Annotated in this window: 26 protein-coding genes and 1 pseudogene; 12 read left to right on the forward strand and 15 right to left on the reverse strand. The window is 71.2% G+C overall.

Going from position 1 to position 24,900, the window contains the following annotated elements; genetic code table 11:
- Nucleotides 1–46 precede the first annotated feature (46 nt).
- Nucleotides 47–1,018: a PhzF family phenazine biosynthesis isomerase gene (locus ACT2CW_RS04185; protein ID WP_445515521.1), complete on the reverse strand. Its 972-nt coding sequence runs from the start codon at nucleotides 1,016–1,018 to the stop codon at nucleotides 47–49.
- Between the two features lie 108 nt (nucleotides 1,019–1,126).
- Here ACT2CW_RS04185 and ACT2CW_RS04190 point away from each other — a divergent pair, with 108 nt between their 5' ends.
- Nucleotides 1,127–2,026 (forward strand): LysR family transcriptional regulator, encoded by a 900-nt coding sequence (locus ACT2CW_RS04190; protein ID WP_445515522.1) that lies wholly within the window; start codon nucleotides 1,127–1,129, stop codon nucleotides 2,024–2,026.
- A gap of 40 nt (nucleotides 2,027–2,066) precedes the next feature.
- On the opposite strand, the gene ACT2CW_RS04195 is transcribed toward ACT2CW_RS04190, so the two are convergent.
- From ACT2CW_RS04195 to ACT2CW_RS04210, 4 genes are all read right to left on the reverse strand, one after another.
- Complete coding sequence (locus ACT2CW_RS04195; RefSeq protein WP_037954070.1) at nucleotides 2,067–2,498, reverse strand: NUDIX hydrolase; 432 nt, start codon at nucleotides 2,496–2,498, stop codon at nucleotides 2,067–2,069.
- Between the two features lie 96 nt (nucleotides 2,499–2,594).
- Nucleotides 2,595–3,755 (reverse strand): SPFH domain-containing protein, encoded by a 1,161-nt coding sequence (locus ACT2CW_RS04200; RefSeq protein WP_445515523.1) that lies wholly within the window; start codon nucleotides 3,753–3,755, stop codon nucleotides 2,595–2,597.
- An 11-nt stretch (nucleotides 3,756–3,766) separates the two neighbouring features.
- Nucleotides 3,767–4,018: a hypothetical protein gene (locus tag ACT2CW_RS04205; RefSeq protein WP_037954073.1), complete on the reverse strand. Its 252-nt coding sequence runs from the start codon at nucleotides 4,016–4,018 to the stop codon at nucleotides 3,767–3,769.
- Nucleotides 4,019–4,135: 117 nt separating this feature from the next.
- Nucleotides 4,136–4,807, reverse strand: coding sequence for a hypothetical protein (locus ACT2CW_RS04210; RefSeq protein ID WP_445515524.1), 672 nt, complete (start codon nucleotides 4,805–4,807; stop codon nucleotides 4,136–4,138).
- A 324-nt stretch (nucleotides 4,808–5,131) separates the two neighbouring features.
- Here ACT2CW_RS04210 and ACT2CW_RS04215 point away from each other — a divergent pair, with 324 nt between their 5' ends.
- Complete coding sequence (locus tag ACT2CW_RS04215) at nucleotides 5,132–6,514, forward strand: hemolysin family protein (RefSeq protein ID WP_445515525.1); 1,383 nt, start codon at nucleotides 5,132–5,134, stop codon at nucleotides 6,512–6,514.
- Nucleotides 6,511–7,530: a hemolysin family protein gene (locus ACT2CW_RS04220; RefSeq protein ID WP_164433457.1), complete on the forward strand. Its 1,020-nt coding sequence runs from the start codon at nucleotides 6,511–6,513 to the stop codon at nucleotides 7,528–7,530. Before ACT2CW_RS04215 ends, ACT2CW_RS04220 begins: the two co-directional genes overlap by 4 nt.
- Nucleotides 7,531–7,552: 22 nt before the next feature.
- Here ACT2CW_RS04220 and ACT2CW_RS04225 read toward each other — a convergent pair whose 3' ends face one another.
- Entirely contained in the window at nucleotides 7,553–9,850 is a 2,298-nt protein-coding gene (locus ACT2CW_RS04225) for a protein kinase domain-containing protein (protein ID WP_445515526.1), read from the reverse strand.
- A 313-nt stretch (nucleotides 9,851–10,163) separates the two neighbouring features.
- Here ACT2CW_RS04225 and ACT2CW_RS04230 point away from each other — a divergent pair, with 313 nt between their 5' ends.
- The 4 genes from ACT2CW_RS04230 to ACT2CW_RS04245 all read left to right on the forward strand — a co-directional run bounded on the left by ACT2CW_RS04230 (nucleotide 10,164) and on the right by ACT2CW_RS04245 (nucleotide 13,079).
- Nucleotides 10,164–10,943, forward strand: coding sequence for a DUF4232 domain-containing protein (locus tag ACT2CW_RS04230; protein WP_445515527.1), 780 nt, complete (start codon nucleotides 10,164–10,166; stop codon nucleotides 10,941–10,943).
- A gap of 143 nt (nucleotides 10,944–11,086) precedes the next feature.
- Entirely contained in the window at nucleotides 11,087–11,845 is a 759-nt protein-coding gene (locus ACT2CW_RS04235) for a sulfite exporter TauE/SafE family protein (RefSeq protein WP_445515528.1), read from the forward strand.
- Nucleotides 11,846–11,927: 82 nt separating this feature from the next.
- Nucleotides 11,928–12,512: a GNAT family N-acetyltransferase gene (locus ACT2CW_RS04240; protein WP_445515529.1), complete on the forward strand. Its 585-nt coding sequence runs from the start codon at nucleotides 11,928–11,930 to the stop codon at nucleotides 12,510–12,512.
- Between the two features lie 117 nt (nucleotides 12,513–12,629).
- Complete coding sequence (locus ACT2CW_RS04245; protein ID WP_164433449.1) at nucleotides 12,630–13,079, forward strand: nuclear transport factor 2 family protein; 450 nt, start codon at nucleotides 12,630–12,632, stop codon at nucleotides 13,077–13,079.
- Between the two features lie 18 nt (nucleotides 13,080–13,097).
- Here ACT2CW_RS04245 and ACT2CW_RS04250 read toward each other — a convergent pair whose 3' ends face one another.
- Both ACT2CW_RS04250 and ACT2CW_RS04255 read right to left on the reverse strand, forming a co-directional pair.
- The gene (locus ACT2CW_RS04250) at nucleotides 13,098–13,652 is read right to left on the reverse strand and encodes an NUDIX hydrolase (RefSeq protein ID WP_445515530.1); all 555 of its coding nucleotides are present in this window, start codon (nucleotides 13,650–13,652) and stop codon (nucleotides 13,098–13,100) included.
- A 227-nt stretch (nucleotides 13,653–13,879) separates the two neighbouring features.
- A complete protein-coding gene (locus tag ACT2CW_RS04255; protein WP_164433445.1) occupies nucleotides 13,880–14,575 on the reverse strand; it encodes a glycoside hydrolase family 11 protein in 696 nt (231 codons plus the stop codon).
- A 326-nt stretch (nucleotides 14,576–14,901) separates the two neighbouring features.
- Here ACT2CW_RS04255 and ACT2CW_RS04260 point away from each other — a divergent pair, with 326 nt between their 5' ends.
- The 3 genes from ACT2CW_RS04260 to ACT2CW_RS04270 all read left to right on the forward strand — a co-directional run bounded on the left by ACT2CW_RS04260 (nucleotide 14,902) and on the right by ACT2CW_RS04270 (nucleotide 17,066).
- Nucleotides 14,902–15,537 (forward strand): DUF4232 domain-containing protein, encoded by a 636-nt coding sequence (locus ACT2CW_RS04260; protein ID WP_445515531.1) that lies wholly within the window; start codon nucleotides 14,902–14,904, stop codon nucleotides 15,535–15,537.
- Between the two features lie 231 nt (nucleotides 15,538–15,768).
- On the forward strand, nucleotides 15,769–16,494 hold the full coding sequence (locus tag ACT2CW_RS04265; RefSeq protein WP_445515532.1) for a DUF899 domain-containing protein: 726 nt from the start codon (nucleotides 15,769–15,771) through the stop codon (nucleotides 16,492–16,494).
- Between the two features lie 104 nt (nucleotides 16,495–16,598).
- Complete coding sequence (locus tag ACT2CW_RS04270; protein WP_445515533.1) at nucleotides 16,599–17,066, forward strand: GNAT family N-acetyltransferase; 468 nt, start codon at nucleotides 16,599–16,601, stop codon at nucleotides 17,064–17,066.
- 238 nt (nucleotides 17,067–17,304) lie between these two features.
- Here ACT2CW_RS04270 and ACT2CW_RS04275 read toward each other — a convergent pair whose 3' ends face one another.
- The 7 genes from ACT2CW_RS04275 to ACT2CW_RS04305 all read right to left on the reverse strand — a co-directional run bounded on the left by ACT2CW_RS04275 (nucleotide 17,305) and on the right by ACT2CW_RS04305 (nucleotide 24,040).
- On the reverse strand, nucleotides 17,305–18,051 hold the full coding sequence (locus ACT2CW_RS04275) for an FG-GAP repeat domain-containing protein (RefSeq protein WP_445515534.1): 747 nt from the start codon (nucleotides 18,049–18,051) through the stop codon (nucleotides 17,305–17,307).
- Nucleotides 18,052–18,112: 61 nt separating this feature from the next.
- Nucleotides 18,113–18,823, reverse strand: coding sequence for a DUF4232 domain-containing protein (locus ACT2CW_RS04280; RefSeq protein ID WP_445515535.1), 711 nt, complete (start codon nucleotides 18,821–18,823; stop codon nucleotides 18,113–18,115).
- A gap of 174 nt (nucleotides 18,824–18,997) precedes the next feature.
- Complete coding sequence (locus ACT2CW_RS04285; protein ID WP_445515536.1) at nucleotides 18,998–19,981, reverse strand: cyclase family protein; 984 nt, start codon at nucleotides 19,979–19,981, stop codon at nucleotides 18,998–19,000.
- Between the two features lie 19 nt (nucleotides 19,982–20,000).
- Nucleotides 20,001–20,750 (reverse strand): IclR family transcriptional regulator, encoded by a 750-nt coding sequence (locus tag ACT2CW_RS04290; protein WP_445515537.1) that lies wholly within the window; start codon nucleotides 20,748–20,750, stop codon nucleotides 20,001–20,003.
- Nucleotides 20,751–20,857: 107 nt separating this feature from the next.
- The gene (locus tag ACT2CW_RS04295) at nucleotides 20,858–21,136 is read right to left on the reverse strand and encodes a hypothetical protein (protein ID WP_445515538.1); all 279 of its coding nucleotides are present in this window, start codon (nucleotides 21,134–21,136) and stop codon (nucleotides 20,858–20,860) included.
- An 82-nt stretch (nucleotides 21,137–21,218) separates the two neighbouring features.
- Nucleotides 21,219–22,556, reverse strand: a complete 1,338-nt coding sequence (locus tag ACT2CW_RS04300) for a TRAP transporter large permease subunit (RefSeq protein WP_445515539.1) — start codon at nucleotides 22,554–22,556, stop codon at nucleotides 21,219–21,221.
- The gene (locus tag ACT2CW_RS04305; RefSeq protein ID WP_445515684.1) at nucleotides 22,553–24,040 is read right to left on the reverse strand and encodes a DUF1932 domain-containing protein; all 1,488 of its coding nucleotides are present in this window, start codon (nucleotides 24,038–24,040) and stop codon (nucleotides 22,553–22,555) included. Before ACT2CW_RS04305 ends, ACT2CW_RS04300 begins: the two co-directional genes overlap by 4 nt.
- Before the next feature lie 155 nt (nucleotides 24,041–24,195).
- Between ACT2CW_RS04305 and ACT2CW_RS04310 the strand changes: the two are divergent.
- Both ACT2CW_RS04310 and ACT2CW_RS04315 read left to right on the forward strand, forming a co-directional pair.
- Nucleotides 24,196–24,297, forward strand: a pseudogene (locus ACT2CW_RS04310) (VapC toxin family PIN domain ribonuclease); the annotation flags it as partial.
- Nucleotides 24,298–24,381: 84 nt separating this feature from the next.
- Complete coding sequence (locus ACT2CW_RS04315) at nucleotides 24,382–24,870, forward strand: hypothetical protein (protein ID WP_445515696.1); 489 nt, start codon at nucleotides 24,382–24,384, stop codon at nucleotides 24,868–24,870.
- Nucleotides 24,871–24,900: the final 30 nt, after the last annotated feature.

A 24,900-nucleotide genomic window follows, 5' to 3' on the forward strand; every position in this document is an offset into this window, starting at 1 on the left:
CACACGGTTCCTCTTCTCACGCTTCTCATGCGGTTCGCGGGATCGTTCATCGCTGGGTCTCCGGGATCGGGACGGCCTGGCCGCTGACCCGCGACCGAGGGTCGTCGGGCGTGACGTCGAGCAGCAGGTCGCTGGGGCGGCCCATGTCCTCGCCCTGGCGGATCCGGACCCTGGTCCGGTCGCCGACCAGGCCGAGTACCCGCAGATAACCGCCGAAGGCGGCGGCCGCGGCGCCGGTGGCCGGGTCCTCGACCACCCCGCCGACGGGGAACGGATCGCGGGCGTGGAAGACCAGGTCCCCGGCAGAGCCGTCCGCGGTCTCGGCAGAGCCGTCCGCCGTCTCGCGCCACACCAGATGCACCGTCGTCCACCCGCGCCGCCGCATCACCGCGTCCAGCGCGTCGAAGTCGTAGTCGAGGTCCGCCAGCCGCTCGCGGGTGGCGGTGGCGAGGACGAGGTGGTCGTTGCCCGCGAAGGCGACGTGCGGGGGCAGGGCCGGGTCCAGGTCGTCCGCGGACCAGCCCAGCGCCGCCAGCGTCGGCTCGAGCTCCGTGCCCGGGTCGGCGGGGCGCGACCGCGTGGGAACGCTGGTGAGCGTGGCGCGGGGCGGGCCGTCGCCGTCGGCCGTGGTCGCGACGCGGATCTCGCCCGACGCCGTGTCGAAGACCAGCTCACCGGGGCCGTCGCGCTCGGCGAGTGCCACGGCCGTGGCGATCGTGGCGTGTCCGCAGAACGCGACCTCGGCGAGCGGGCTGAAGTACCGCAGCCGGTAGCGGCGCGCGGCCTCGTCCCGCTCGGTGATGAACGCGGTCTCCGAGTAGCCGACCCGTGCGGCAATGGCGGTCATGGCCGCGTCGTCGTCCGCGACGGCCGCGGCGTCGAGGACCACACCGGCGGGGTTGCCGCCGTCCGGGCGGGTGGTGAAGGCGGAGTAGTGCAGAACGTCGACGTCCGGGGCGGAGGCGGTGGAGGCGGTGGACGCGGTGCCGGGCGTGGTGGGTTCGGTGGGTGCGGTCATGCCGTCCACGGTTCCACCGCTCCCAGTATCGCGTCCAACGATTCCTTTCGTTCGATTCGATCGAGAAACCCAATGAGAGCAGGTAGGAGCCCATCTATCCTGACCGTCGTGGACACACGACTCCTGAAGACGTTCGCGGCCCTGGCGAGAACCGGCAGCTTCACCGCGACCGCCACCGAACTCCATCTCGCCCAGTCCACCGTCACCGTCCAGATACGCACCCTGGAACGGGAGCTGGGCACCCGCCTCTTCGACCGGCTGCCCTCAGGCGCCCTGCCGACCAGCGCCGGTCGCCGGCTGCTGACGGAGGCCGAGGAGGTCCTGGACGCCGAGGCCCGGCTGCGCGCGGTGGCGGCGGCCGGGAACGGCGACGGCGCGGACGGCGCGGTGGAGGGCCCGGTGGCCCTCGGCGCGGGCGAGTCGCTGTGCGCCTCGCACCTCCCCCGCGTGATCGCCTCGCTGCGCCGCACCCACCCCGGTATCGACCTCAACCTCCACCCCGCGGGCAGCGCGGCGGCCGTCGAGGGGCTGCGCACGGGACGGCTCGACCTCGTCCTGCTCCTCGAACAGGACGTGACCGACGCCGACCTGGTGGCCCGCCCCATCGCCCGCGAACCCCTCGTCTACGTCGCCGCCCCCGGCCATCCGCTGGCCGGACGCGAGGCGGGCTGGGACGAACTGGCCGGGCAGAGCTTCTTCGTCCATGAACAGGGCTGCTCCTACAGCGACCACCTCGTCCGCACCCTCCTCGCCCTCCCCGGCCCGGCACCGCGCCTCACCCGCTTCGGCAGCATCGAGGCCGCCCGCGCCTGTGTCGCCGCGGGCCTCGGTCTGACGCTGCTCCCCCGCGCCACGGTGGAACGCCAGCTCGGCGAGGGCTATCTCGCCGAGGTCCACGGCCCGGCCATCCCCCCGGTGCCCGTCCAGCTCACCCGCCACCGCCGGCGCTGGACCAGCCCGGCGGCACGGGCGGTGGCGGACGAGCTGACGCGACTGCTGGCGTCGTGAGCCGTACGCCAATCGACTGTCGGACGAGGCGAGCCGTACGTCAGACCAGCGTGACGCCGTCGTGGGCGCGGATCGCCGGTGGGGCGGCGGTGTCGAGCGCGTCCAGGACGCGCACGGCGTACGCCTCGTCGGCGAGATCGGGGACCTCGGCGCGGGTGGCCCAGCGCCAGGCGCGGGTGCGGGGGCCGGTGGCGGGGGTGCCGTCGAGGGCCTCGCAGCGGAAGACGAGGGAGACGGTGAGGTCGTTCATGTCCTTGTAGACCCCGGTGAGCGCGGCCGGGAGCGCGATCTTGACGCCCGTCTCCTCGAGGATCTCGCGCTGGAGGGCGTCCGGGACGGTGGCGTCGGGGTCGAGCGCACCGCCCGGAGGTTCCCAGGTGCTGCCGTCGCGCCGCTTGATCAGCAGCGCCCGGCCGCGCTCGTCCACGATGACTCCAGCGACGCTGACGCGGTGCGGGCGGTCAGTGGTCACGTTCCTCGGCCCTCTCGGCTGGCTGGGGTTTCTCACGGTAGCAACGCCCGGACGGAGCCGGGGCCATGACCGAGGAGTCGGCCCCACCACCGTCGCCTAACGGACCTCGACCGCGCCGTCGTCCGCCCCGCCCCGCGGCTTCGGCTCGTCCCGCCGCTTCGGCTCGTCCGCCGCGCCCGGCGCGCCCATGTTGCGCCGTACCGCGTCCAGGATGGTCAGCCCCTGGCCGACCAGGCCCGCCGCGATCTCGCCCAGCCCGTCCGCCCCGTTGAGGACGTTGACGTTCGCACCGGAGAGCCCGGACGCGGCCTCCTTGACGATCTGCGGCAGTTGGTCGATCAGCATGCGGTCGAGCGCGACCCGGCCGTGTGAGGCCGCCGCCTCGGCCTGTATCTTCATCCGCTCCGCCTCGGCCAGCGCCACCACCCGGATCCGCTCGGCCTCCGCCTCCGCCGGTTTCACGATCTCGGCCACCAGCTGCTGCTGCCGCAGATCGGCCGCCCGCTGGGCCAACTCGGTCCGCGCGGACAGCACTTCCTGCTGCGCGTGCGCCTCCGCCAGCGGTCCGGCCTGGGCGGCCTGCGCCTGGGCGCGGTCCACCTCGGCGTTGTACTGGGCCTGCACCACCGCCGTCTGCCGTGCGTACTCGGCCTGGTTGCGCGCCGCCTCCTGCTGCGCCTCGGACGCCGCCTGGCTGGCCTGTGCCTGGGCGATCTGGGCCTGCCGCTGGATGGCGGCCTTGTGCGGGGCGGACATCGCGTCGATATAGCCGGTGTCGCCGTCGTCGATCGACTGGATCTGCAACGAGTCCACGATCAGACCGATCTTCGCCATCTCCGCCTTGGAGGTGTCCAGCACCTCGGTGGCCAGCTTCTGCCGCTCGGTGATGAGCTCCTCGACCGTCATCGAGCCGATGATGGACCGCAGATGACCCGCGAAGATCCGCCCCGTCAGCACCGCCATCTGATCCTGGTCGGAGAGGAACCGCTGCCCCGCGTTGACGATGGACTCGGTGTCATTGCCCACCTTGAACGCGATCACCGCGCGCACCGTCAGCGTGATGCCCTGTCGGCTGACGCACTTCTCCTCGACCTCGGCCTCACACATCGCCAGCGTCAGGAAGCGGACCTTGCGGAAGACCGGAAGCACGAACTTGCCGTGCCCGGTCACCACGCGAAACGGCGCACCCCCATGTCCACGCCTGCCCCCCGAGATCAGCATCGCCTGGTCGGGTGCGGGCACGCGGTAACCGAACATCCTTCGTCTCCTCAACCGGCGCCGCCGGCCCGGCCGGACGACGCGTTCAATGGATCGGTCCACTCGATGACGTCGACCTGGCGGGAACCGCGGAAGTCGATCACGAGGACGGACGCGCCTTGCGGCAGCGGGTCGGAGGACCAGGCGAGGAACGTCTCCGAACCGCCCCTGACGCGCACCAGGACCTCGCCGGGACCACTGGCACCACGGGTGCCCAGAAGGAGCACCCCGGTGCGACCGATCACAGGATCATCCGGTGTCATGCGGCAGCCGCCCCCCGTTGTTCCGCTGCTGAAATCCGACGTTAGACCGTTTTCCCGGCGCCGGATACGGTTGTGCGCAGCGGGGATCGGGCGAACCGCCACCCGCGTGGGCGGCCGCTACGAGGTGGCGTCCTTGGCGTCGGTGTCCTTGGAGTCGTCGGCTTCGCCGGCCTTGCCCTCGGCTTCAGCCTCGGCCTCGGCCCCGGCGTCCTCCGAGTCCTCGAAATACGCGTCGAGCACCGCGTCCAGCTCCGCCGTCCATTCCTTGAGGAGCTTGCGGGCCGGTGCCTCGACATCGGCGGTGTACCAGCGCCGGTTGGTCGTATAGACGGTGATCCCGAAGCGCTTGCCGAACCGCGGGGTGTCGACCTCCACCGCGCCGATCTCGTCCCATCCGAACTCGGCCTTCTCGCCGTCGAGTTCGAATACGACCCCGCGGCGCCCGGCTCGTATCGCACCGCGCCGGTCGGACACCTCGAAGGCGACCCCGCCGTCCTCGTCCTCGTCCTCCGCGTCGTCGTCCTTCGACGCACCGGCTTCGCCGTCGGACTCCGTCCCGGCCTCGACGCCTGCTTCCTCGACGCCCTCTTCCTCGTCGAGCTCATCGCGCTCGTCGAGCTCCGGCTCGTCCTCGGCGGTGATTTCCTCCGGCGGCTGCTCCGCCGCTGCCTTGTCCGGGGCGTCCTCCTCCACATCGGCAGGGCGCGGGGACGTCAGGCCGGGGACGTACCCCGGATCCGTCCCGGCGGTGTGCATGGGCGGGATGATCGGTCCAGTGCTCTGCTCCACGGCCGGAAGTATTGCCGATAAACCTGTGCCGACGACAGGCAGCCCCGGGGCCAATCGAGCCGACGCGGAAAAGCCGCAGGTTAGGCGGAGCCGATTTTGGTGCGGACCGTAGCGGCTGCCCGGCGGGCGCCCGGCGGGCGCACTCCTTTACTGTCCCTTTACTATGGGTGTGAGGACACTTGACCTACCAGCGCCCTCGCAGCACTCTCCCAGCGACGTAAGGAGTACCGGACCCGCAATGGGCGAACCTCCCAGTACCACCCGTGCCACTCCCCGCCCGCCCCTCACCGGAGCACCCCTTGTCGGGCAGACGGGACTGGCACGGTGACCGAGATCCTGCTGCTTCTCCTCGCGCTGGCCCTCACCCTGGCCTGCGCCCTCTTCGTGGCCGCCGAGTTCTCCCTCACCACCGTCGAGCGCGGCGCCCTGGAGCGTGCCGCCGAAGCCGGTGAGCGCGGGGCCGACAGCGCGCTCACGGCCGTGCGCCGGCTGACGTTCCAGCTCTCCGGGGCCCAGCTGGGCATCACCGTCACCTCCCTGGTGATCGGCATGCTCGCCGAGCCCTCGCTGGCCGTCCTCCTCGAAACCCCGCTCACCGCGATCGGCCTGCCCGCCGGCGCGGCCTCGACGACCGCCGTGGTGCTGGGCGTGGCCGTCTCCACGGTGGTGCTGATGGTCGCCGGGGAGCTGGTGCCCAAGAACTGGGCCATCTCCCGCCCGCTGCACGTGGCCAAGGCGGTCGCCTCACCGCAGCGCGCCTTCACCGCCGCCTTCGCCCCGCTGATCCACCACCTCAACAACACGGCCAACCGCCTGGTGCGCCGCATGGGCCTGGAGCCCGCCGAGGAGCTGGCCTCGGCCCGTACGCCGGACGAGCTGGTCGCGCTGGCCCGCCACTCGGCCGCCGAGGGCGCGCTGGAGCAGGACGCGGCCGAGCTGTTCGTCCGCACGCTCCACCTGGGCGAGCTGACCGCCGAGAACGTGATGACCCCGCGCGTGGACGTCCGGGCGCTGGAGGCCCACGCCACCGCCGCCGACGCGGCCAACCTCACCCTGGCCACCGGGCGGTCCCGCCTCCCCGTCTACCGCGACACCCTGGACGAGGTGGTCGGCACCGTGCACATCCGCGACGTCCTCGCCCTGGACGCCGCCCGCCGCGCCACCACCCCCGTCACCGACCTGGCCACGCCCCCGCTCCTGGTGCCCGACAGCCTCCCGGTGGACCGGCTGCTGGACCGGCTGCGCCGCGCGCACACCATGGCCGTCGTCATCGACGAGTACGGGGGCACCGCGGGCATCGCCACCCTGGAGGACATCGTCGAGGAGATCGTCGGTGACGTCCGCGACGAATACGACCCCGACGAGACGCCGGGCCTGGTCCCCCTCGGCCCCGGCGCCTGGGAGGCGGACGGCGGCGTACGGCTGGACGAGCTCACCGGCATCGGCCTGACCGCTCCCGAGGGCCCGTACGAAACGGTCGCGGGCCTCCTGGCCACCGCCCTGGGGCGCATCCCGGCGGCCGGGGACACCCTCGAGACGGACGACGGCTGGCAGCTCACGGTCCTGAAGGTGGACCACCACCGCGCCGACCGCGTACGGATCACGGAAGCCGCCGAGGCTGTCGCCCCCCAGTCCCCCGAAACTGCGCACCCCACCGAGCCTCCCGAGGCTGTCCAGACCACCCAGTCCCCCGAGGCCGCCCGATGACCGTCGTCCAACTCACCATCGGCGCCCTCACCCTCCTCACCAACGCCTTCTTCGTCGGCGCCGAATTCGCCCTGATCTCCGTGCGCCGCAGCCAGATCGAACCGCGCGCCCAGGCGGGGGAGAAGCGGGCACGCGGTGTGCTGTGGGCGCTGGAGCACCTGTCCGCGCTGATGGCCACCGCCCAACTCGGCATCACCATCTCCTCCCTCGTGCTGGGCGCGGTCGCCGAACCGGCCATCGCCCATCTGCTGGAGCCCGGCTTCGACGCCGTGCACGTCCCGCACGCCCTGGTGCATCCGATCGCGTTCGTCATCGCGCTCACGGCGGCCACGTATCTCCACATGCTCATCGGCGAGATGGTCCCCAAGAACATCGCCCTCGCCGCGCCCGAGCGCACCGCGCTCCTCCTCGGCCCGCCGCTGGTGGCCCTGACCCGCCTGCTGCGCCCCGTCGTCTTCGGCGTCAACGCGTTCGCCAACGCGCTGCTGCGGCTGCTGAAGGTCGAGCCGAAGGACGAGGTCGAGTCGGTCTTCACCGACGCTGAACTGATCCAGCTGGTACGGGACTCCAGCGAGGCGGGGCTGCTGGACAAGTCCGGCGGCGAGCGGCTGCGCGACGCGCTGGAGCTGGGCACCCGGCGGGTCGGCGACATCCTCGTCCCCCTCGACGAAATGGTCACCGTCGACCACCGCGTCACCCCCGCCCAACTGGAACGCACGGCCGCCGCCTCCGGCTGCTCCCGTCTCCCGGTCACCGGGCCCGGCGGCGCCATCCTGGGCTATCTGCACATCAAGGACACCCTCGGCATCGCCGACCGGGACCGCCCCTTCCCCCGCACCGCCGTCCACACCGTCCCCCGCGTGCGCGCCGACACCCCGCTGGACGACACCCTCACCACCATGCGCGCCACCGGTGCCCACCTGGCCGCCGTGACGGCCGACACCGGCACGGTCCTGGGCTTCGTCACGATGACGGACGTCCTGGACGAACTCGTGGGCCCGGCCACCCCGGCATAGCCGGGGCGTCACACCGCGCAGCTCAGGACGACGGCCGGTCCGACGGGTGAACCGACGAATGGCCCGACGGATGGACCGCCGGATGAACCGACGGACGGTCCGGCCGTACGGAGAACGCCGTGTCCCCGGCCGTCGCCACGATCGCGTCCTTGACGAGCACCACCCTCGGCTCCGTGTCCTCCGCCGAGTTCCCGGGGTCGTTCAGCGCGGCCGTGCGCCACGCCTCCTTGCCGTCGTCCGCGTCCAGCGCCAGCAGCCGGCCGAAGCGGTTGGCGAAGTACAGCTGCTCGTACCGCCGGGACAGCACCGGCTCGGACAGGCTCTCCGTTTCCGTCACCCGCTGCCACAGCTCCCGGCCGCTGTCCGCCGCCACCGCGGTGACCGTCCCGTTGGGACGGACGAAGTAGACGGCGCCGTGCAGCAGGGTCGGCTTGCCGAGCACGGGGCGCTTCAGTGGGATCCGCGTGATCTCGCCGGTGCGCGGATCCACCCGCACCAGGCCCTTGTACGGGCGCTCGTACCCCGAGTCGTACACCTCCTTCCCGGTCTGCGGGATCACGAACAGCGGTTTGCCCTGGACCGCGCCGAGGCTCAGCGTCTTCCGCGGGAGGGTGGTGAGGTGCCGCTGCCGGCCGTCGGAGGGGTCGAACGCCAGCAGGTCGTACGGGCCGTCGGCGGCCAGGCCGCTGGAGTCGGCGGGCGCGCACAGGGCGTACGGCGCCCCGTTCAGCGCCGTCGGCTCGCAGAACCTCCCCTCGGGCGCCGGTGACTGCCACAGCCGGGCGCCCGAAGGCCCGTAGGCGACGAGCTCCCGGTCGTCCGGCGACAGCGTCAGCACCCCGCCGCGGAACATGTGCACGTCGGCGGAGCCGCTGATGCTCCGCTCCCACCGCTGCTTCCGGGTGACGACGTCCAGGGCCACGACGGACCGTCCGCCCCCCTCCGCATCGCGGTAGGTGTAGACGATTCCGTCCCGTACTCCGATGGGCCGCGCCAGCTGGGGGCGGGTGCCCCAACGCCACTGGACGCGGCCGGTGGCGGCGTCGACCCTGGCGACCGTGAACCCGCTGCCGCCGCAGTACAGGGTCCGGCCGTCCTCCGGGGCGCATCCGGGCTCGTCGTAGACGAGGGGCGGCCCATCGGTCGCGACCCGCAGATCCGTCCGCCACGGCTGCCAGCCCTTGGGGAGCGAGGCGGGCTGCTGGGAGTGCGCGGCGTCGGCGGGGGCGGACGCGTCGCCCGACGAGTCCGTCATGTCCGGGGCGAAGACCGCGGCGGCGACGATCAGCCCGGTGAGGGCCACGGCCACTCCGGTGGTGGTGACGACGAGCCGCCGCCGGGCGCCTCGCTTGGATGCGGTCCGCTGGGGGGCGGGGGGCTCGGGGGCGTGGGCCGGGGCCGGTGCCGGGGCGGGGGAGACGGGCGGAGGTCCAACGGTTGCCGGGCCACTGACCGCCCCATGCCCGTCGACCGTCGCGGAGCTGTCGGCCGCCGACGGGGAAGCCGCCGGGAAGTCCGACAGCTCGCGCAGCATGCGATGCAGCTCGTCCAGCTCCGGCCGGGCCTCCGGCTCCTTGGCCAGACAGCGCTCCGCGATGGGCCGCAGCGGTTCCGGGACCCCCTCCAGCGTCGGATGCTCGTACATCACCTGGTAGCCCGACAGATAGGGGCTGTCCGACTCGAACGGGCTGCTGCCCCGCGCCGCGTACACCAGCAGCGAGCCCAGCGAGAAGACGTCCGACGCCCCCGTGACGCCCCGCGGGCTGCGCAGCTGCTCCGGCGACATGAACGGCGGGGTGCCGAGCACCCGCCCGATGGTGACGGTGAGCGTCTGGCTGTCGACGGCGCGGGAGATGCCGAAGTCGATGACGCGGGGACCGTCCTCGGCCATCAGGATGTTGGCCGGTTTCAGATCCCGGTGCACCACCCCGGCCCGGTGGATGTCGCGCAGCGCCTCGACCAGCCCGAGGCCGAGCGTCCGCAACTCCCGCCCGCTCAGGGGGCCGTTCCTCCGTACGACCTCGGAGAGGGTTTGCCCCGGTACGTACAGGGTGGCCATCCACGGCCGGTCGGCCTCCGGATCGGCGTCCACGACGGGGGCGGTGAACGCCCCGCTCACCCGGCGCGCCGCCGCGACCTCCTGCCGGAAGCGGGTGCGGAACTCCTCGTCCTGCGCGTACTGCTCATGGACCAGTTTGATCGCGACCTGCCGCCCCGAGGCCGCACGCCCGAGATAGACGACGCCCATGCCGCCCGCCCCGAGCCGGTCGAGCAGGGCGTAGCCGCCTATGGATTCCGGATCCCCGGTGGCCAGCGGCATCGCCGATCCCCTCTCCCGCGCCTCTCCCGCGCTGTTTTTCGCGTCTCGAACACGGCCCTACCGGAGACCTACATTAGGTCGGCCGGGGCCTCGGCGGACCATGCGGTCCAGGACGTGGCGGAACGGTGATGTGCGCCAGGGCGGTGCGCGAGGGCGAACGGCCGGTGTGGACGGGGAAGTTCTGTTAGCGGCGCGTTAGCGGAACGGTGTCGGGACGGCAGTGATACGGCAGCGGACCACGGAAGGCTCATAGCCATACCGAGGGCCGGTGCGGAACACCGGCCGGACCGCCGACCCATTGGGGGAGCCCACCATGAACGTCACCGCTTACCGCCGCGGCCGCACCGTCCGTACGATCGCCGCATCCATCGTGGCCGTCGCCGCCCTGAGCGTGACCGCCGCGTGCAGCGGGGGCGGAGACGGAGGCTCGGACAACGCGGGCAAGGCGAACTCGTCGGCCACGGCCCCCGCGTCCGGCACGGACGCACAGGGCGCGGACAAGGCCGAGGGCGGCAAGGAGAACCAGGCTGGCAAGGAGAACCAGGCCGACAAGGGGAGCCAGGCCGGCAAGGGGAGCCAGGCCGGTAAGGAGGGCGCTGCGGGCGGCAAGGAGGGCGTCACGGGCGTCAAGGACGCGAAGTCGCGGACCCAGAAGTCCGGCGGCGGCTCCGAGTCCGAGCCGGTCGGCGACTGCGACATCAACAAGACGGCCATCACCGTCCAGAACGTCAAGAGCCCCATCAACCACATGCTGCTCAAGGCGACCAACAAGGCCGGCGTGGACTGCAAGCTGGTCGGCTACCCGGGCCTGAAGTTCGGCTCCAACGCGCAGGCCGCCACCCCGGTGAACGAGGACAGCAAGCCGCAGGCCGTGGTCATGCTCGCCCCGGGCGAGAGCGCCTACGCGGGCATCACCACCTCCGCGGCGGACGGCTCGGGCGCCGAGGGCGGCAAGGTCGACTCGCTCGAGGTCTTCATCGACGGCAGCGAGGACCCCAAGCCGGTCGAACTGCCCGGCGGCTCGGTCTACGTCGACAGCGCGGCGAAGGTCACGTACTGGCAGACGGACGCGCAGACCGCCCTGACCTGGTAACAAGCGCACAAGCACCCCTGTGCCTCAGCTGTCCATGGTCTATATACATGAACACCGTCTTGCATGGAAGACAGCCCTCCCTGGAGGATGAGGCGGCGCCGCCGACGCGGCGCACCGGGCACAGGCACAGGGGTGGGGAACGGATGGGCATCGGCTCCGCGGCGCTGCTGGTGTCGGCCGGTGTGGCCTCCGGGCTCGCCGGTTCGATCGCGGGGCTGGCCTCGCTGTTCAGCTATCCGGCGCTGCTGGCGGTGGGACTGCCGCCGGTGGCCGCGAATGTGACCAACACGGTGGCGCTGTTCTCCAACACCGTCGGCACCGCGGCCGGATCCCGCACCGAACTCCGCGGCCAGCGCGACCGCCTCCTCCGGCTCGCCACCATCGCGGCGCTGGGCGGCGCGGTTGGGGCCGCACTGCTGCTGGGCACCCCGTCCTCCGCCTTCGAGGCCGTTGTACCGTGGCTGATCGCCCTCGGCTCGGTCCTGATCCTGGTCCGCGACCCGCTCCGCCGGCTCATGGCCTCCCGCCCACGCCCCCTGGCCCACGCCACCCGCCCCACCCTCCCGCTGGCGTGCGCGGTCCTGCTGGTCGGCCTCTACGGCGGCTACTTCGGCGCGGCCTCGGGTGTCCTGATGCTGGCAGTGCTCTCCCTGACGGCCACGGAACCCCTCCCGGTCACCAACGCCGTCAAGAACATCGCCACCGGCGCGGCCAACGTAACGGCCGCGGTCGCCTACGTAGCCGTAGCCCCCGTCAACTGGCCCGCCGCCGCCACCCTCGGCCTGGGCGCCCTCCTGGGCAGCCGACTCGGCCCCGCGGCCGTCCGCCGCCTCCCCGAAACCCCCCTCCGAATCGCCATAGCCCTGGCCGGCCTCGGCCTGGCCATCTCCCTCTGGCACTAACCCCGCCCTGGCACTGACCCCGCCGACGGCCCCCAGTAGCTGTACGGCTGTCGCCCGACGATCACGGGCCTATTCTGTGCCGGTGAACAAATGGTCGCTCGAAGGCACTGTTGTCTGCCTCATCCCGTTATCCACCGACCACGCCGAGGCCCTCTTCCCCTCCGCGTCCGACCCCGAGGTCTGGCGGTGGATGCCCCGGCCGCGCCCCGAGAGTGTCGGCCAACTGCGGGACATGCTCGGCGAGATGATCGCCGACCCCACGCGGCGCTGCTTCGCGGTGCAACGGCGCGCTGACGGCACCGTGATCGGTTCAACCAGCATGTATGACCTCGACCTCGTCGAGAGCCGCACCGAGATCGGCGCGACATGGTTCGACCGTTCCTGCTGGGGCGGCCCGTACAACGCCGAGTCCAAGCTGCTTCTGTTCGGCCACGCCTTCGACGACCTGCGGCTCGCGCGGCTGGCCCTGCGCACGGACAACCTCAACGTGCGCTCGCAGCGTGCCCTGGCCCGCCTCGGCCTGGTCCACGAGGGGACGTTGCGCAGCCATATGCGCCGCCCGGACGGCAGTCGCCGTGACTCGCTGTACTACAGCCTCCTCGCGGACGAATGGCCCGCGGTGCGAGATGCCCTGCTCGCCCGAGTCGCGGCCAGGCGCGTGGCCTGAAACGGAGCCCGCCGCCATGAGGCGGGGCGCATTACCCCGGACGTAATCGCGCCGCACCGCTGCCCCCGCCAGCATGGTGATCGCTCCCCGCAAGGTTTCCGATTCGGAGGGATCACCATGTCCTTGGCCGCGCCCATGACCACTCGCGCCCTGGTGGAGGAACTGCTGCGCCGCATCGGTGAGGGTGATCCCGAGCGGATCGCCGAGCTGTATGCCGAGCGCGGTGACTGGAAGCTGGACTGGCCGGAGGGCGAGCACGGTCGCGCGGCCACTCCGTGGATCCGGCATCGGTCCACGCGTGCGGATGTGGTCGACCACTTCCGGGAACTGGCCCGGCATCATGTGCCCGAGGAGGCGGCCACCGAGGTGGAGCGGGTTCTCGTCGACGGCGATGACGCGGTCGTGCTGGGCGAGATCCGGCAGACCGCCAGGCCCACCGGGCGCGCCTATCGTGCGCGGTTCGCCCTGCATCTCACGCTCGAGGGCGGCCTCGTCACCCGGCACCACGTCTACGAGGACAGCCTCGCCGTCGCCCAGGCGTTCAGCCCGTCCCAGCCGCGGCCATGACGCCGGGCCATCGAGCGATCAGCGGGCGAGCAGGGGCTCCACCCGGGACAGGGTGTCCAGGATGTTCGCCTCCGTGATCGCCATCCGCGCCTCGTCCGGCGTCAGCCAGCGCAGCGGTGCGTCCGGGTTCTCCGGCCGTACCGCCTCGGGAGCGCTGGTGGCCAGCACAAAGCGCACGTCGGCGTGCTCATGCGCCGGCTCCCGGCTGTTCGCGGGGACCGGGACGATCACCAGATGCCGTACCTCCGCGTCCGGCCACGGGGCCAGGTCGGGCAGCCCCGTCTCCTCCCGCCCCTCCCGCAGCGCGATGGCGAGCGGGTCGTACTCACCAGGGTCGCCATGCCCGCCGACCAGCAGCCACGACTGGTGGCGCTGGTGCCAGCGCAGCAGCACACGGCCGCTGTCGGGGTGCACGATCAGGGCGGAGGCGGTGAGGTGAAGGGGACTCATCCGGTCCCAGGGCGCGCCCGTCTCGATGACGCCGCGCACCCGCTCGACGTCGGCCCATTCTGCGGTGGTCTTCGGCCGGTAGCCCGTAAGGACATGGAGGACTGAGTGATCGGCTGTGGCCATGCGCGGATCCTAACGACACGACCCCGCCCCCGGCGCGGGGTTTTCCGAGGCCGGTTCGGAGACTTGGGCCCTGGCCTCGGGCTTTCACGAGGTGAGCTGTCCGATGCTTGGCAGAAGACGCGGAGTGGAGCCACTGGCGGGGCTCGTCCGAAGAAGCCCCAGGCCGCCGGCCTGGGGCTTCCGGAAGGTGTGGGCCAAGCGCATTGGCCCGAGTTCGGTCAGGACGTTCATCCGCTCACGGTGAGATTCGAATTCCCGCTGCTCTGATATCCCTCAGTCGCGAGGATCATGTAGTACTTGAAGGTGCCCAGACCCATTCCGGAACGGGCCCATGCGTCGAAGTGATTGCCCGTGGTGATGGTTCCGCCCGTCTTCTTCGACTGCCGAACGCTCCAGTACTGGTTGAAGGTCCGGATGCCCTCGACCGAGGGGGCGTTGTAGCGCGTCGTCTGGTACATGTCGTACGTGCCGCCATCGCTGGTGACGGTGCCCTTGTACGTCCCCGTGGGCCGGTATGTGCCCCAGTTGTCGACGATGTAGTACTCCACGAGCGGGTTCGAGGTCCAGCCGTAGAGGCACAGATAGCCATTGCCGGACGGATTGAAGCTGCCGGAGTACTGCACGTTCCTGCGTCCGCCGTTGCTCCAGCCCTTACCGCAGACGAAATTCCCGCAGTTGGACCATGAGGTCCGGTAACTGCCGCCTGACGACAGCGTCATGGAGACCGACCCACCGCCGTCGGTCCAGAACGAATAGTAGAAGCCGTTGTTGGTGCCGGTCTGGTTCGTGGTGATGGTCGTGTCGGCGCGGGCGGTTCCGATACTGGGCAGCGTCAGCCCGGACGTGACCAGCGTCAGGGCGCCGGCCCGGCCGATTAAGTTTCTGCGGCTGATCGGCCGGGCGGGGGTGTCGTCCCGGTGCATGCTTCCTCCTCCTCGGTTGTGGTGGGGCCCGTTGGCCTGTTGGTGCGGACAGTGTTGGACCGGCGCCGTGGGCTGTCAACAGTTTCCGCAAGGATTACGGAAGCTCTGCTGTGGCTGGTGATCTCTTGGGGGAGGGTATTTCCTGTTCAGTGCCCTTCTCTCGTTGATCAAATTTAGAGATGATCGGTGAGAGGAAGGAATGAGAGATCATTTCCGAGGTCTCGTCATCGAAAGTTTTCGGAGCTCTTCCGGGTCAATTCGGCCACCCGCGAGGGCTCGGTCGGATGAAGGGGGTGATGCCGTACATGCCATAGCTCGCGCTCATATTGAGCGGGTTCGTTCTACAAGTTGCCCGCAAGGCCGCCGCCGCGGCGGTCGTCGCTGTCGCCGCGTTCGGTCTGACCGCGTGCCAGGACAACGCGGACGCCGGCGGAAGCTCGTCCTCCTCGGCCGCGAGCGACTCCTCGGACTCCGGTTCGTCCGGTTCCGGCTCGTCGGACGGGGGTTCGTCCGGTTCGGCCGGTGGCAACCAGGGCAATGGCGGTGCGGGCGGCGGTGGCGGCGCCGGTGCGGACGCCTGCAAGACCTCGCAGCTGGGGTTCAGGAGCTCGCACGGCATGGGTGAGGGCACGCTGATCGTCGACCTCAAGAACAACGGGTCCGCCCCCTGCACCCTCCAGGGCTTCCCCGGTGTGGACCTCAAGAGCAAGAACGGCTCGATCAGCGCCCAGCGCAGCGACCTCAAGGCGCCGAAGACCAAGGTCAAGCCGGGCGAGGAGACCCGCTTCACGCTCTCCTACCCGCCGAACGACTCCGGCGGCAGCGGCGAGACCTTCACCACCCTCGTCGTCACCCCGCCCGACGAGACCCACTCCCACTCCCTCCCCGTGAGCATCAACGTCCCGGTCACCGACGGCTCCGGCGACGCCATCAAGGTGGACCCGGTCGGCACCGGCAAGTAGGCGCGCACAGCATGGCGAATCCCCGGGCCGCTGGCCTGGGGATTCGCCATGAGCAACGAGCATGGACAACGCGTATGAGCAGCGCGTATGGGCAACAAGACCGCCTGATCGATCGAACGTTCAACTTCCGGCGCACCGGCGTACCGGCGTGCGCCCTCGCCCGCGACGGCCGACCCTGGATGGCGGGGGCCGTGGACCGGACCGGAACCGGACTGGAAGGTGAACGTCACGATGGAAACACCCCCGATCGTTTCGGCGCAGGAGTGGGAGGCCGCACGCCAGCAGCTGCTCGAGGAAGAGAAGCGGCTGACCCGCGCCCGTGACGCACTGGCCGCCAAGCGTCGCCGGATGCCGTGGCTGGCGGTGGAGAAGGCGTACGCGTTCGACGGCCCCGAGGGCAGGGTGAGCCTGCTCGACCTGTTCGCGGGGCGTCGTCAGCTGATCCTCTACCGCGCCTTCTTCGAGCCCATCGTCTACGGCTGGCCCGAGCACGCCTGCCGCGGCTGCTCGATGGTCGCCGACCACGTCGGCGACCTCGCCCACCTCAACGCCCGCGACACCACCCTCGTCTTCGCCTCGCGCGCCCCGCAGCCGGAGATCGAGCGGCTGAAGGCGCGGATGGGCTGGACGATGCCCTGGTACACGATCACCGACGACTTCGACGCCGACTTCGACGTGGACGAGTGGCACGGCACCAACGCGTTCATCCGCGACGGCGACCGCGTGTTCCGCACCTACTTCATCAACGCCCGCGGCGACGAGGCGCTGGGCAACACCTGGAGCTACCTCGACATGACCGCGCTCGGACGGCAGGAGGTGTGGGAGGACTCGCCCGAGGGCTACCCCCAGACCCCGCCGTACGAGTGGTGGAACTGGCACGACGCGTACGGCGACCCCGAACCGGCCCCGGAATGGCTGGCCCAGACCCGCCGGGGCCCCCGCGGCCGGCCCGCCTGACCGACGCCGTGTCCCCAGGGCCCCCGACCTGCCCGACTGACCCCCACGATCAGCACACCTCGACCAGCACACCTCGACGTCCGTATGCCGCACACTGTGGAGCCATGGACCACCACATCCGCCCCGCGACGGCCGACGACACCGACGCCGTAAAGGCCGTCATCGACGCGGCGTACCGCCCCTACGTCGCCCGGATCGGCCTCCGCCCGGCGCCCATGGACGCCGACCACGCGGCCGACATCGCGGCGGGCCGCGTCTTCGTCACCGGCGACCCGGTCGTGGGCGTGCTGGTCCTGGTGGCCGAGCCCGACCACCTCGTCCTGGAGAACATCGCCGTACACCCCGACGCCCACCGCCAAGGCGTGGGCAGGCACCTGCTCACCTTCGCCGAGACCCAGGCCCGCGCCCTCGGCCTGCCGGAGATCCGGCTCTACACCAACGCCCTCATGTGGGAGAACCAGGAGATCTACCCGAGGTACGGATACGAGGTGACCGAACGCCGCCAGGAGGGCCAGTACGACCGCGTCCACTACCGGAAGCGCGTGCCCGGGCCCACGTCCGACGAGCGGTGAGGGGGCAGCAGCGGGATCGCCGCCGTGGTCGCCAGCAGTACGGCCGCGGCGATGATCAGGCTGGTGCGCAGGCCGTGCTGGAAGCCCGTGTGGTCCGTCAGCGGGCCGCCGAGACCGACGGACGGGGACCATCAGGGCGGACGGTACCCGGTTGAACTTCCTGTCCACCGATCGGTGGACGGCACGCCGGACGCCGCCGGTGTCCTGAGGACCCGGCGGTGCCCAGCCGCGGTGAGGATCAGGAGCAGGACTCGTAGAACTGCTTCCAACCGTCGCTCGGCATGGCCGGCGGCTCGGCCGTGGACCCGAACTCGCCGTACTTCTCCTTCAGCGCGTAGTCGAAGTCGCCCGGGCCGCTCCCCGCGTACGACAGGCGCACGTCCCGGTCCAGCTGCCCGTCACCGGAGTTGTTGAGGATCGCGAGGTCCGGGTACGGGTCGTCGCCGTAGTTGGCGATCCGGAGCTGCTGGACCTCGCCGTGGTCGCCGATGTCGGAGTGCCGGGACTCGGCGGAGCCGAGGTTCGACCGCTTGAGCGGGCCGGGGCGGTACTCCGCGACGCGCGCCGTCGAGGGGTCGTCCCCGCCGGACGGCTCGACGATGTTGACGATCATGTCCAGGGTGCCGTCGTTCTGGAAGTCGGCGACCGCGGCGGTCGCGACCTCCCCCTTCTTCGCGCCGAGGAGTGCGCTGACGGACTGCTTCGCGCCGAACGAGCCGGCCGCGTTACCCCACTGGATCGTCATCTTGGTGCCGGTGTGCCCAGGATTCGCGATCTTGTCCGGGTGGCCGTCGCCGTCGAGATCGCCGACCAGCGTCGTGGCATCGGCCAGACACGGGCCCGCGGCCTTGGTGACCTTGCCCGGCTGTCCCGCGCCGCCCGAGGGAGACGACCCGGCCGCACTGGCGTGGTAACCGGCGACGGTCAGGGACAGGGCGACAGCCGCGATCGGCGCGGCGATCAGACGTGACCGTTTGCGAAGCATCTACGAACTCCTAACGTTGTTGCTGCGAGAGAACCGCGGTTCAGCGCCGACCCCCCGTGGGCTACTGGTCCGTTCCGCCGAAGGGGACAGCGTCCGCCGCGGAGGTGTGCCAGTTGGTGACGATGGGCTCGTCGACGGTGATGGTGCCGACCGGCAGGGAGACCGGGTTGGGGTCCTCATCGCCGATCCCGACGATGATGCTGTCCAGCTCCTTGCCACCGTTTTCCTTGGTGGTCTTCGGGTTCACCCCGGCGTAGGCGGTCGTTCCCCTGCCCAGCGTGATCGCGGGCCCGACGGCCTGCTCCGCGGGGCCCGCCTCGGTGCCGTCCGACCCGAAGGCCACCGTGGGAAGCGCGGCGGGCAGCGTGCAGGTGATCCCCGGCTTGGCCTTCGCGATGACCAGGATGTAGCCACCGGCCTGCGACTCGTTCCTGGTGCTCCAGGAAATGTCATTGGCCCCGCACGACTGCCCGACCTTGCCCCGCTCACCATTCCCGGTGTCGGCACCGGACCCGTCCTGGCTCCCCTCGCCCTTGGCACCGGAGGACCCGCCCGACGAGCCGGAGTCGGCGTCCTTCCCGGTGTCCTTCCCGGTGTCCGCCCCGGTCGAGCCCTTGGCGGTGGCCTCGGCCGTGGCCTCGGCGGAGGCGGACGAGTCACCGGACCCACTGCTCGAGTCGTCCGAGTTCTGGCAAGCGGTGGCGAACATCGCGGCCGTCACCAGCAGACTCGCACCGGCGAACGTACGGATCCGGGAGCGGTTGACAAGCATGGAATGACCCTCTTCGTCATCAGCGGAATACTGCGCCCGGCGACGTTTCGCTCGGTGTGCCACCCACCCTGCCGCTGACCGCTACCGTTCCATTAGCGCCCCGCTAACGAACGGCTGACGTGCCATCAACCGGCGTGGCCGCAGGGCCGTTGGGGTGTGGCGGTGTCGTGTTCGTCAGCGCAGAGCGGTGGCGTTGGCGGGGGAGCCGACGCCACCGGTGAGGTTGAGCGGCTTGACGGTCAGCAGGCTGGTCCAGCGGCCGGTGGCCCGGCAGTCGGCCGTCAGGGCGGTCAGATTCCACAGCTCACCCAGCGGCAGGCCGAGCTTGGCGATCAGTTCCTGGTGCATCATGCCGCCGTCCTCGGGCGCGCTGGTGTGGAAGTCGCTCTCGGGCACCACGGGGAGGACTTCGACGGCGAAGGTGTCCGTGGCCAGCAGCGCGATGCGGTGGTCCCAGCACCAGGCGACGAAGTCCCGGGACTGGACGAACCCGGTGGCGCGCCGCTCGGCGCGGACCGCGGCCCGTGCGCCGGGTTCGGCGGTGAGGTACCAGTGGGCCCAGCCGGTGTGGACGAGCACCAGATCGCCGGGTTCGACCCGGCAACGCTGTGCCTCGAGCGCCGCGTCGAGCAGCTCGGGGCCGAGGGCGGGGCCCGCCGTGTGGTCGAGCGGCGTGCCGCGGCCGCGGAGGAGGCCGTCGATGTCGATGAGGAGCGCGCGCCCGGCCAGCGGGGTTTCGGCCCACAACTGCACGCCCAGGCGCGGGCTTCGCGGCGCGATCTCATCGTCGGGCACGGCGTTGTAGAAGCCGTACCCGGAGGCGCGGCGGTGGCGCAAGCCGTCGATCTGGCTGCTGGCCTGGAGGAAGAAGCCCTCCAGGACGTCGTCGCGAGCCTGCTCGTGTTTGGCGGTGATGCGGTGGTGGGGGATGGAGCGGGCCCGGGACATGGGCGGGTCGAAGGCGTCGAGGGCGTGGTCGAGGTTGAAGGCGCGTCCGTCGTGGACCTCTTGCGCCGCCCGCCGGATCTGTCGCGGGCCCGCGAAGTTGGCCATGCCGCGTTCGGGCTGGTCGGCGAAGAGGTTCCAGCTGGAGCCGGGCGGGGCGTCGGTGCGCCGCAGCAGCTCGTCGTAGGTGAGGTACGGCAAGGGGTGGGACAAGGGGAGAGACGCTTTCTGTTCAGGGACAGCGGGCGGCGATGGCGCCGGCCGCCCGGCGTACTTCGGTGATGACGCGTGGGTGGTCGGCGCTGGGCAGGTCGCCGCTGGGACCGGCGACGCTGAGCGCGCCGAGGACCTCGTCGCCGCGGCGGACCGCGGCGCTGATGGCGGTGACGTCCAGGACCCGTTCGCTGAGCGAGACGGCGTGGCCGTCGTCCTTGACACGCTGGAGCTCGCCGCGCAGGTCTTCGGCGCTGACACGTTCGCCGGAGATCCGGGCGAAGGGGGCGACGCTGTCGACGTAGGCGTCGAGTTCCTCCTCGGGCAGCCAGGCGGCCAGGGATTTCCCGGCGCCCAGGTGCAGGGGGAGCTTTTCGCCGATGGGCAGTTGGTAACGGAGCGGATTGAGGCCCTCGACGCGGGCGATCAGCACCCGGGAGAGGCCGACGCGTACGTACAGGGTGGACGTCATGCCGGTGGTCGCGGCCAGTTCCTGGAGTACGGGCAGGGCGACCTGGCTGAGCCGGTTGTTGACGAGGAAGGCGTGGGCGGTGGCCACGGACGCCGGTCCCGCGACGTAACCGGGTTCTTCCCTGACGGCGTAGCCGCGGTCGAGGAGGACGTTCAGGATGCGCTGAGCGGTGGCCACGTGAAGCTCGGAGCGGCGCGCGATCTCGCTCAGCCGCAGCGGGTGGCGGGCGTCCTCCAGCACGGACAGGACGTCGAAGGCTCGGTCGACCGAGCGCATCGGAGAGGAGGGGGTGGCCATGGGTCGGCTCCTGGGTGGTCTGCTCGGCCGCGGAATTTCCTGATAAGTGTTATCAGCATGCGAGCAGCGGCGTGGATGCGCACAAGATCCACCCGGAGCGGTGCGTCCTATTCCGGCCGCGGTGCGGTTTCGGCGGGTTGGGGCTCGGGTGTGGTCGTGGCCGGTTCCGGGTCGCCGGGACGGGCGTACGACAGGACGTAGGCGAGCAGGCCGGTGATGCCGGCGGTGATGAAGGTCGGGGGCCCGGCGGTGGTGGCGACACCGTTGACCCAGGCGGCGTCGCCGAGGGCCAGTCCCAGGGTCTGGCCCAGGACGATGCAGAGGCCGCCGAGCAGGAAGCCGAGGACGCCGAGGCGGAAGAGGATTCTGATCAGGTGGAGGGGCATGGCACGACCTCGCGTGGTTCGTACGTTCGTACGTTCGTACGTCGTACGTTCGTATGTTCGTACGGAAGGGTGGAAGAGCGGATCAGACGGGCAGTACGCCGGTGGCCACCGCGGCGCCGATCAGAAGGATCGGCAGGCAGTAGTAGCCGACGAGGGGAGCGAAGGTACGGGCCGGGTTGACTCCGGCGATGCCGCTGGCCACGTAGATCGGGGCGCCGGACGGCGGCGAAGCGCCCTCGGTCGAGGCGAAGATCAGCACGGCGACGCAGGCGGTGGCGGCCGGCACACCGGCCTCGGCCAGGGACGAGACGGCGACCGGGCCGATGGCGGCCATGGTGGCACTCGCGGTGAGCGGGATGGCGACGGCGACGACGATCACCCCCACGATCAGGGTCATGGCCCACTTCGGTGCGTGCAGTTGCGTCAGCACGTCGGTGAGTTGCTGCGGCAGCCCCAGCTCACCGAGGACGTTCGAGGCGGAGAACGCGGCCACGATCGTGACGCCGATGACACCGAATTGCGGCGCGGCCCCCTCCAGCAGTTGCCACCACCCGCGGCCGGCGCGGGGCAGCCGGCGGCGGCCCAGGAACAGCACGATCCCGATGAGCAGGACCGGTATCCAGGTGATCAGACTGATCGCGTCCGACATCACGACACCGACGTAGCGGCCCAGCTCACCGCCGGTCGGTCCGCGGGTGAGCAGCAGCGGAACGACCATCCCGGCGAACAGGAACAGGCTGGTCCACCCCGCGCCCAGGCTGACCCTGAGCGGCAGCAGATCGGCGCGGTCCATGGGCTGGATCTTGTGGCGGCGGACCATCCAGAACGCCGCGAGCAGGCGGTAGCCCAGACACCACAGCCCACCCATGAACAGCGGCAGCACGATCTCGTCCTTGGAGACCAGCGCCGCCACCCCGGCCGAACCCATCAGGATGAACATGGTGGAGCTGAACGGGAAGGTAACGCCCATACCCGCGCCACCGGCGGCGACGGTGGCGGCGAGTTCACCGCTGACCTTGGAGCGCTTCATCCACGGGATGGTCACCGAGCCGACGGCGGCGGTGACGGCCGCTCCGACGTGGGCGATGGCGCCGAAGATGCCCGCGGCGACGGTCGAGGTGTACACCGGTCCGCCGCGCAGACGGCCGAGCAGGGAGTTGAGGATGTTCAGCAGTTGGTCCAGGACCGGCGTACGGCTCAGCAAGTAGCTCATGAACACGAAGGCCAGCGCGGCGAAGGTGACCTCCTCCTGCATCGCTTCGGCGAATCCGTCCCACATGACGTGGGCGATGTCGCCGCCCGCGAACAGGCCGGTCACCACGAATCCGACGAGGAGGGCTTCGCCGATGTTCCTCTTCAGTACGGCGTTCCAGACGATGATGGCCGTCATGTAGGCGACCAGGGCCCATATCGCGATCATGCTGCCTCTCCTGCCGGTCCGTCCGCGGTCCGTCCCGTCTGTCCGGCGTGTTCGGCCTGCCCGGTGTGCCCGGTGTGTTCGGCCTGTTCGGCCTGTTCGGCCTGTTCGGCGTATCCGGCCTGTCCGGCCCGGATGCCGCTGCGGCGGCGCGCCTCGTCGGCCTCGATCTCACGTGCCGCGACCAGTGTCGCCTCCGCCTCTTCGGCGGGAAGGACGGCGACTCCGTCGCCGTCCGCGACGACCAGGTCACCCGGCCCGCACACCGCGCCGCCCACGGCGACGGCGACGTTCACCCTGCCGGGGCCGTCCTTGTAGGGGCCGGCGGGGGTGACCGCGCGCGCCCAGACCGGGAAGCCGATCTCTTCCAGGACCGCCACGTCGCGGGCGGCGCCGTCGAGCACCATACCGACCACCCCGCGAGCCTTGGCGCGCTCGGCGATCAGCTCGCCGATCAGGGCGCGGGACGTGTCGCCCTGACCGTCGACCACGATCAGGTCACCGGGCCCGGCGATCCGCAGCGCTTCGTGGATGGCCCGGTTGTCCCCGGCACGCGTCAACACCGTCAGCGCGCGGCCCACCGCGCGGGCACCGGTCCACAGCGGACTGATGCCGGAGTCGACCAGACCCAGCCGGTCACGCGCATCGCCGATGTTGGCCGTCGGCAGCCCCTCGTACGCCGCCAGCAATGCCTCGGTCACCAGCGGGGTGGCGCGCAGCCCATCCTGGCGGGCGGCAAGGGTGTGCAGCCTGCTGATGCCGCGGGCCAAGGTCGCGTCCAGGCCGAGATCCGCCATCAGGTCGGCCGCGGCGGCCACCTCGCCGGCCCGCCGCACCCCGTGCTTGAACGTTCCTGCGTACAGGCGTTCCAATGTGGCCTCGCCGTCGGCGAGCTCCTGGATGATCTGCTGGCGCACCCACTGCTCGTCGCCGGCGGCGCGGCCGGCCTCCACCGTCTGCACGATGACGGCGCCCAGCCCCTTCATGAAGAGGCTGCGCAGCAGCTTGCGGGCCGACGCCGTCCCCGGCTCACCGCCCAGGTCCTCCACGGGCGCCCCCAGCGCCCGGAAGTGTTCCGCCACCACCGAGGCCCCGCGCCCGCTGACCACCAGGGCTGTGCGGTGGCGGTACGTGGGAACCGAACCGATCACGGACACATCCGCGAAGACCGCCCGCCCACTTTTGGTGACGACGCCGTCGATCTTCCGCTTGAGCTCGGGCGCTCCGGCGTTCATGTCCGCGAAGACGGCATCGTCCCGCAGGTGCGGCGCCGCCTCCACCGCTACCGACGCGGCCGCCTTGGCCCCCGTCAGCCCCAGCACAAGATCGGCCTCGCCCACCGCGTCCGCCACGCTGGCCGCCCGGGTGACGCCGGTCGGCGTCGGCACGTCGCCGGGGTCGTACCCCACTACGGACCAGCCGTTTTCTGCGAAACCTGCGGCGTACAACGCCCCGGCCTCGCCCAGCCCAAGGATTCCCACACGCATCGACACCCTCGCGTTTCTCATGGAGTGATAACTTTTCTCAGAAAGGGTGGGAGGATGGTGCCCACGCGTGCATCGCGAGTCAAGGGTTGGTGCGAATCTCGGCGAGAAGGGCCGAGCCGCGGTCGAGCCATTGGGGCGGAGGCGATGCGCCGAGCATCGTCATCGCCGACACTTCCGGTCTGCTGGCCGCGCTCGATTCCGCGCACCCGGAGCACCAAGCGGCCCCAGAGGCGATCATGGCTGCCGGTCTGCTCGTCACAAGGCGTTCCGCGTCCTGCCTGACGCGGGCCGTCGAGTCCGCGGGGCCCGATAAGAGTCCCGGCCATCGCGTTGCGGCTGTTGTGCACGAGGGCGAGGGGGAGAGCGGGCCGGAGGACGGCGCCGCGTACCGCGAGATACGGATGTGGGAGGCCCGCCAGGCGCCCAACGGGACCGACCTCGTACGGACCGTCGCCTACCCGGAGCGACCGCTGCCCCCGGGTGGGCCGGACGGAGTGCCCGTCAAAGATCCCGAAAAGGCGCAGGAGGTGAAGCTCTCCGCGCCGCTGGGCTCCCCCACGGCCGGCATGCGGCTCCTGAAGGACGGCTCGATCGCGGCGGTCAACAGCGGCCTGCTGACCGGCAAGCCCGCCCAGATCCAGCGTGTGGAACCCCATGACGGCTGGAAGAAGGCCACGGTGAAGGTCACCGACACCGTCGAGGATCCCGTCACCAGCGACGTGACCGCGGGACCGAACGGGATGACGTACGCGCTCAGCGGCGGCCTGGCCGACCTCTTCGCGGGCAAGCCCCACGACGGCTTCAACCTGACCCCCGTCAAAACCGACTGAGCCGACCCCCGACCGCCGACCGCCGACCGC

The organism is Streptomyces sp. NEAU-174, from assembly GCF_052665095.1.

Coding starts and splice junctions, on each gene's coding strand:
- ACT2CW_RS04185 (WP_445515521.1), bottom strand. CDS start 1,018: ATGACCGCACCCACCGAACCCACCACGCCCGGCACCGCGTCCACCGCC.
- ACT2CW_RS04200 (WP_445515523.1), bottom strand. CDS start 3,755: ATGTTCGGTTACCGCGTGCCCGCACCCGACCAGGCGATGCTGATCTCG.
- ACT2CW_RS04205 (WP_037954073.1), bottom strand. CDS start 4,018: ATGACACCGGATGATCCTGTGATCGGTCGCACCGGGGTGCTCCTTCTG.
- ACT2CW_RS04220 (WP_164433457.1), top strand. CDS start 6,511: ATGACCGTCGTCCAACTCACCATCGGCGCCCTCACCCTCCTCACCAAC.
- ACT2CW_RS04225 (WP_445515526.1), bottom strand. CDS start 9,850: ATGCCGCTGGCCACCGGGGATCCGGAATCCATAGGCGGCTACGCCCTG.
- ACT2CW_RS04230 (WP_445515527.1), top strand. CDS start 10,164: ATGAACGTCACCGCTTACCGCCGCGGCCGCACCGTCCGTACGATCGCC.
- ACT2CW_RS04235 (WP_445515528.1), top strand. CDS start 11,087: ATGGGCATCGGCTCCGCGGCGCTGCTGGTGTCGGCCGGTGTGGCCTCC.
- ACT2CW_RS04245 (WP_164433449.1), top strand. CDS start 12,630: ATGTCCTTGGCCGCGCCCATGACCACTCGCGCCCTGGTGGAGGAACTG.
- ACT2CW_RS04250 (WP_445515530.1), bottom strand. CDS start 13,652: ATGGCCACAGCCGATCACTCAGTCCTCCATGTCCTTACGGGCTACCGG.
- ACT2CW_RS04255 (WP_164433445.1), bottom strand. CDS start 14,575: ATGCACCGGGACGACACCCCCGCCCGGCCGATCAGCCGCAGAAACTTA.
- ACT2CW_RS04265 (WP_445515532.1), top strand. CDS start 15,769: ATGGAAACACCCCCGATCGTTTCGGCGCAGGAGTGGGAGGCCGCACGC.
- ACT2CW_RS04270 (WP_445515533.1), top strand. CDS start 16,599: ATGGACCACCACATCCGCCCCGCGACGGCCGACGACACCGACGCCGTA.
- ACT2CW_RS04275 (WP_445515534.1), bottom strand. CDS start 18,051: ATGCTTCGCAAACGGTCACGTCTGATCGCCGCGCCGATCGCGGCTGTC.
- ACT2CW_RS04280 (WP_445515535.1), bottom strand. CDS start 18,823: ATGCTTGTCAACCGCTCCCGGATCCGTACGTTCGCCGGTGCGAGTCTG.
- ACT2CW_RS04290 (WP_445515537.1), bottom strand. CDS start 20,750: ATGGCCACCCCCTCCTCTCCGATGCGCTCGGTCGACCGAGCCTTCGAC.
- ACT2CW_RS04295 (WP_445515538.1), bottom strand. CDS start 21,136: ATGCCCCTCCACCTGATCAGAATCCTCTTCCGCCTCGGCGTCCTCGGC.
- ACT2CW_RS04300 (WP_445515539.1), bottom strand. CDS start 22,556: ATGATCGCGATATGGGCCCTGGTCGCCTACATGACGGCCATCATCGTC.
- ACT2CW_RS04305 (WP_445515684.1), bottom strand. CDS start 24,040: ATGCGTGTGGGAATCCTTGGGCTGGGCGAGGCCGGGGCGTTGTACGCC.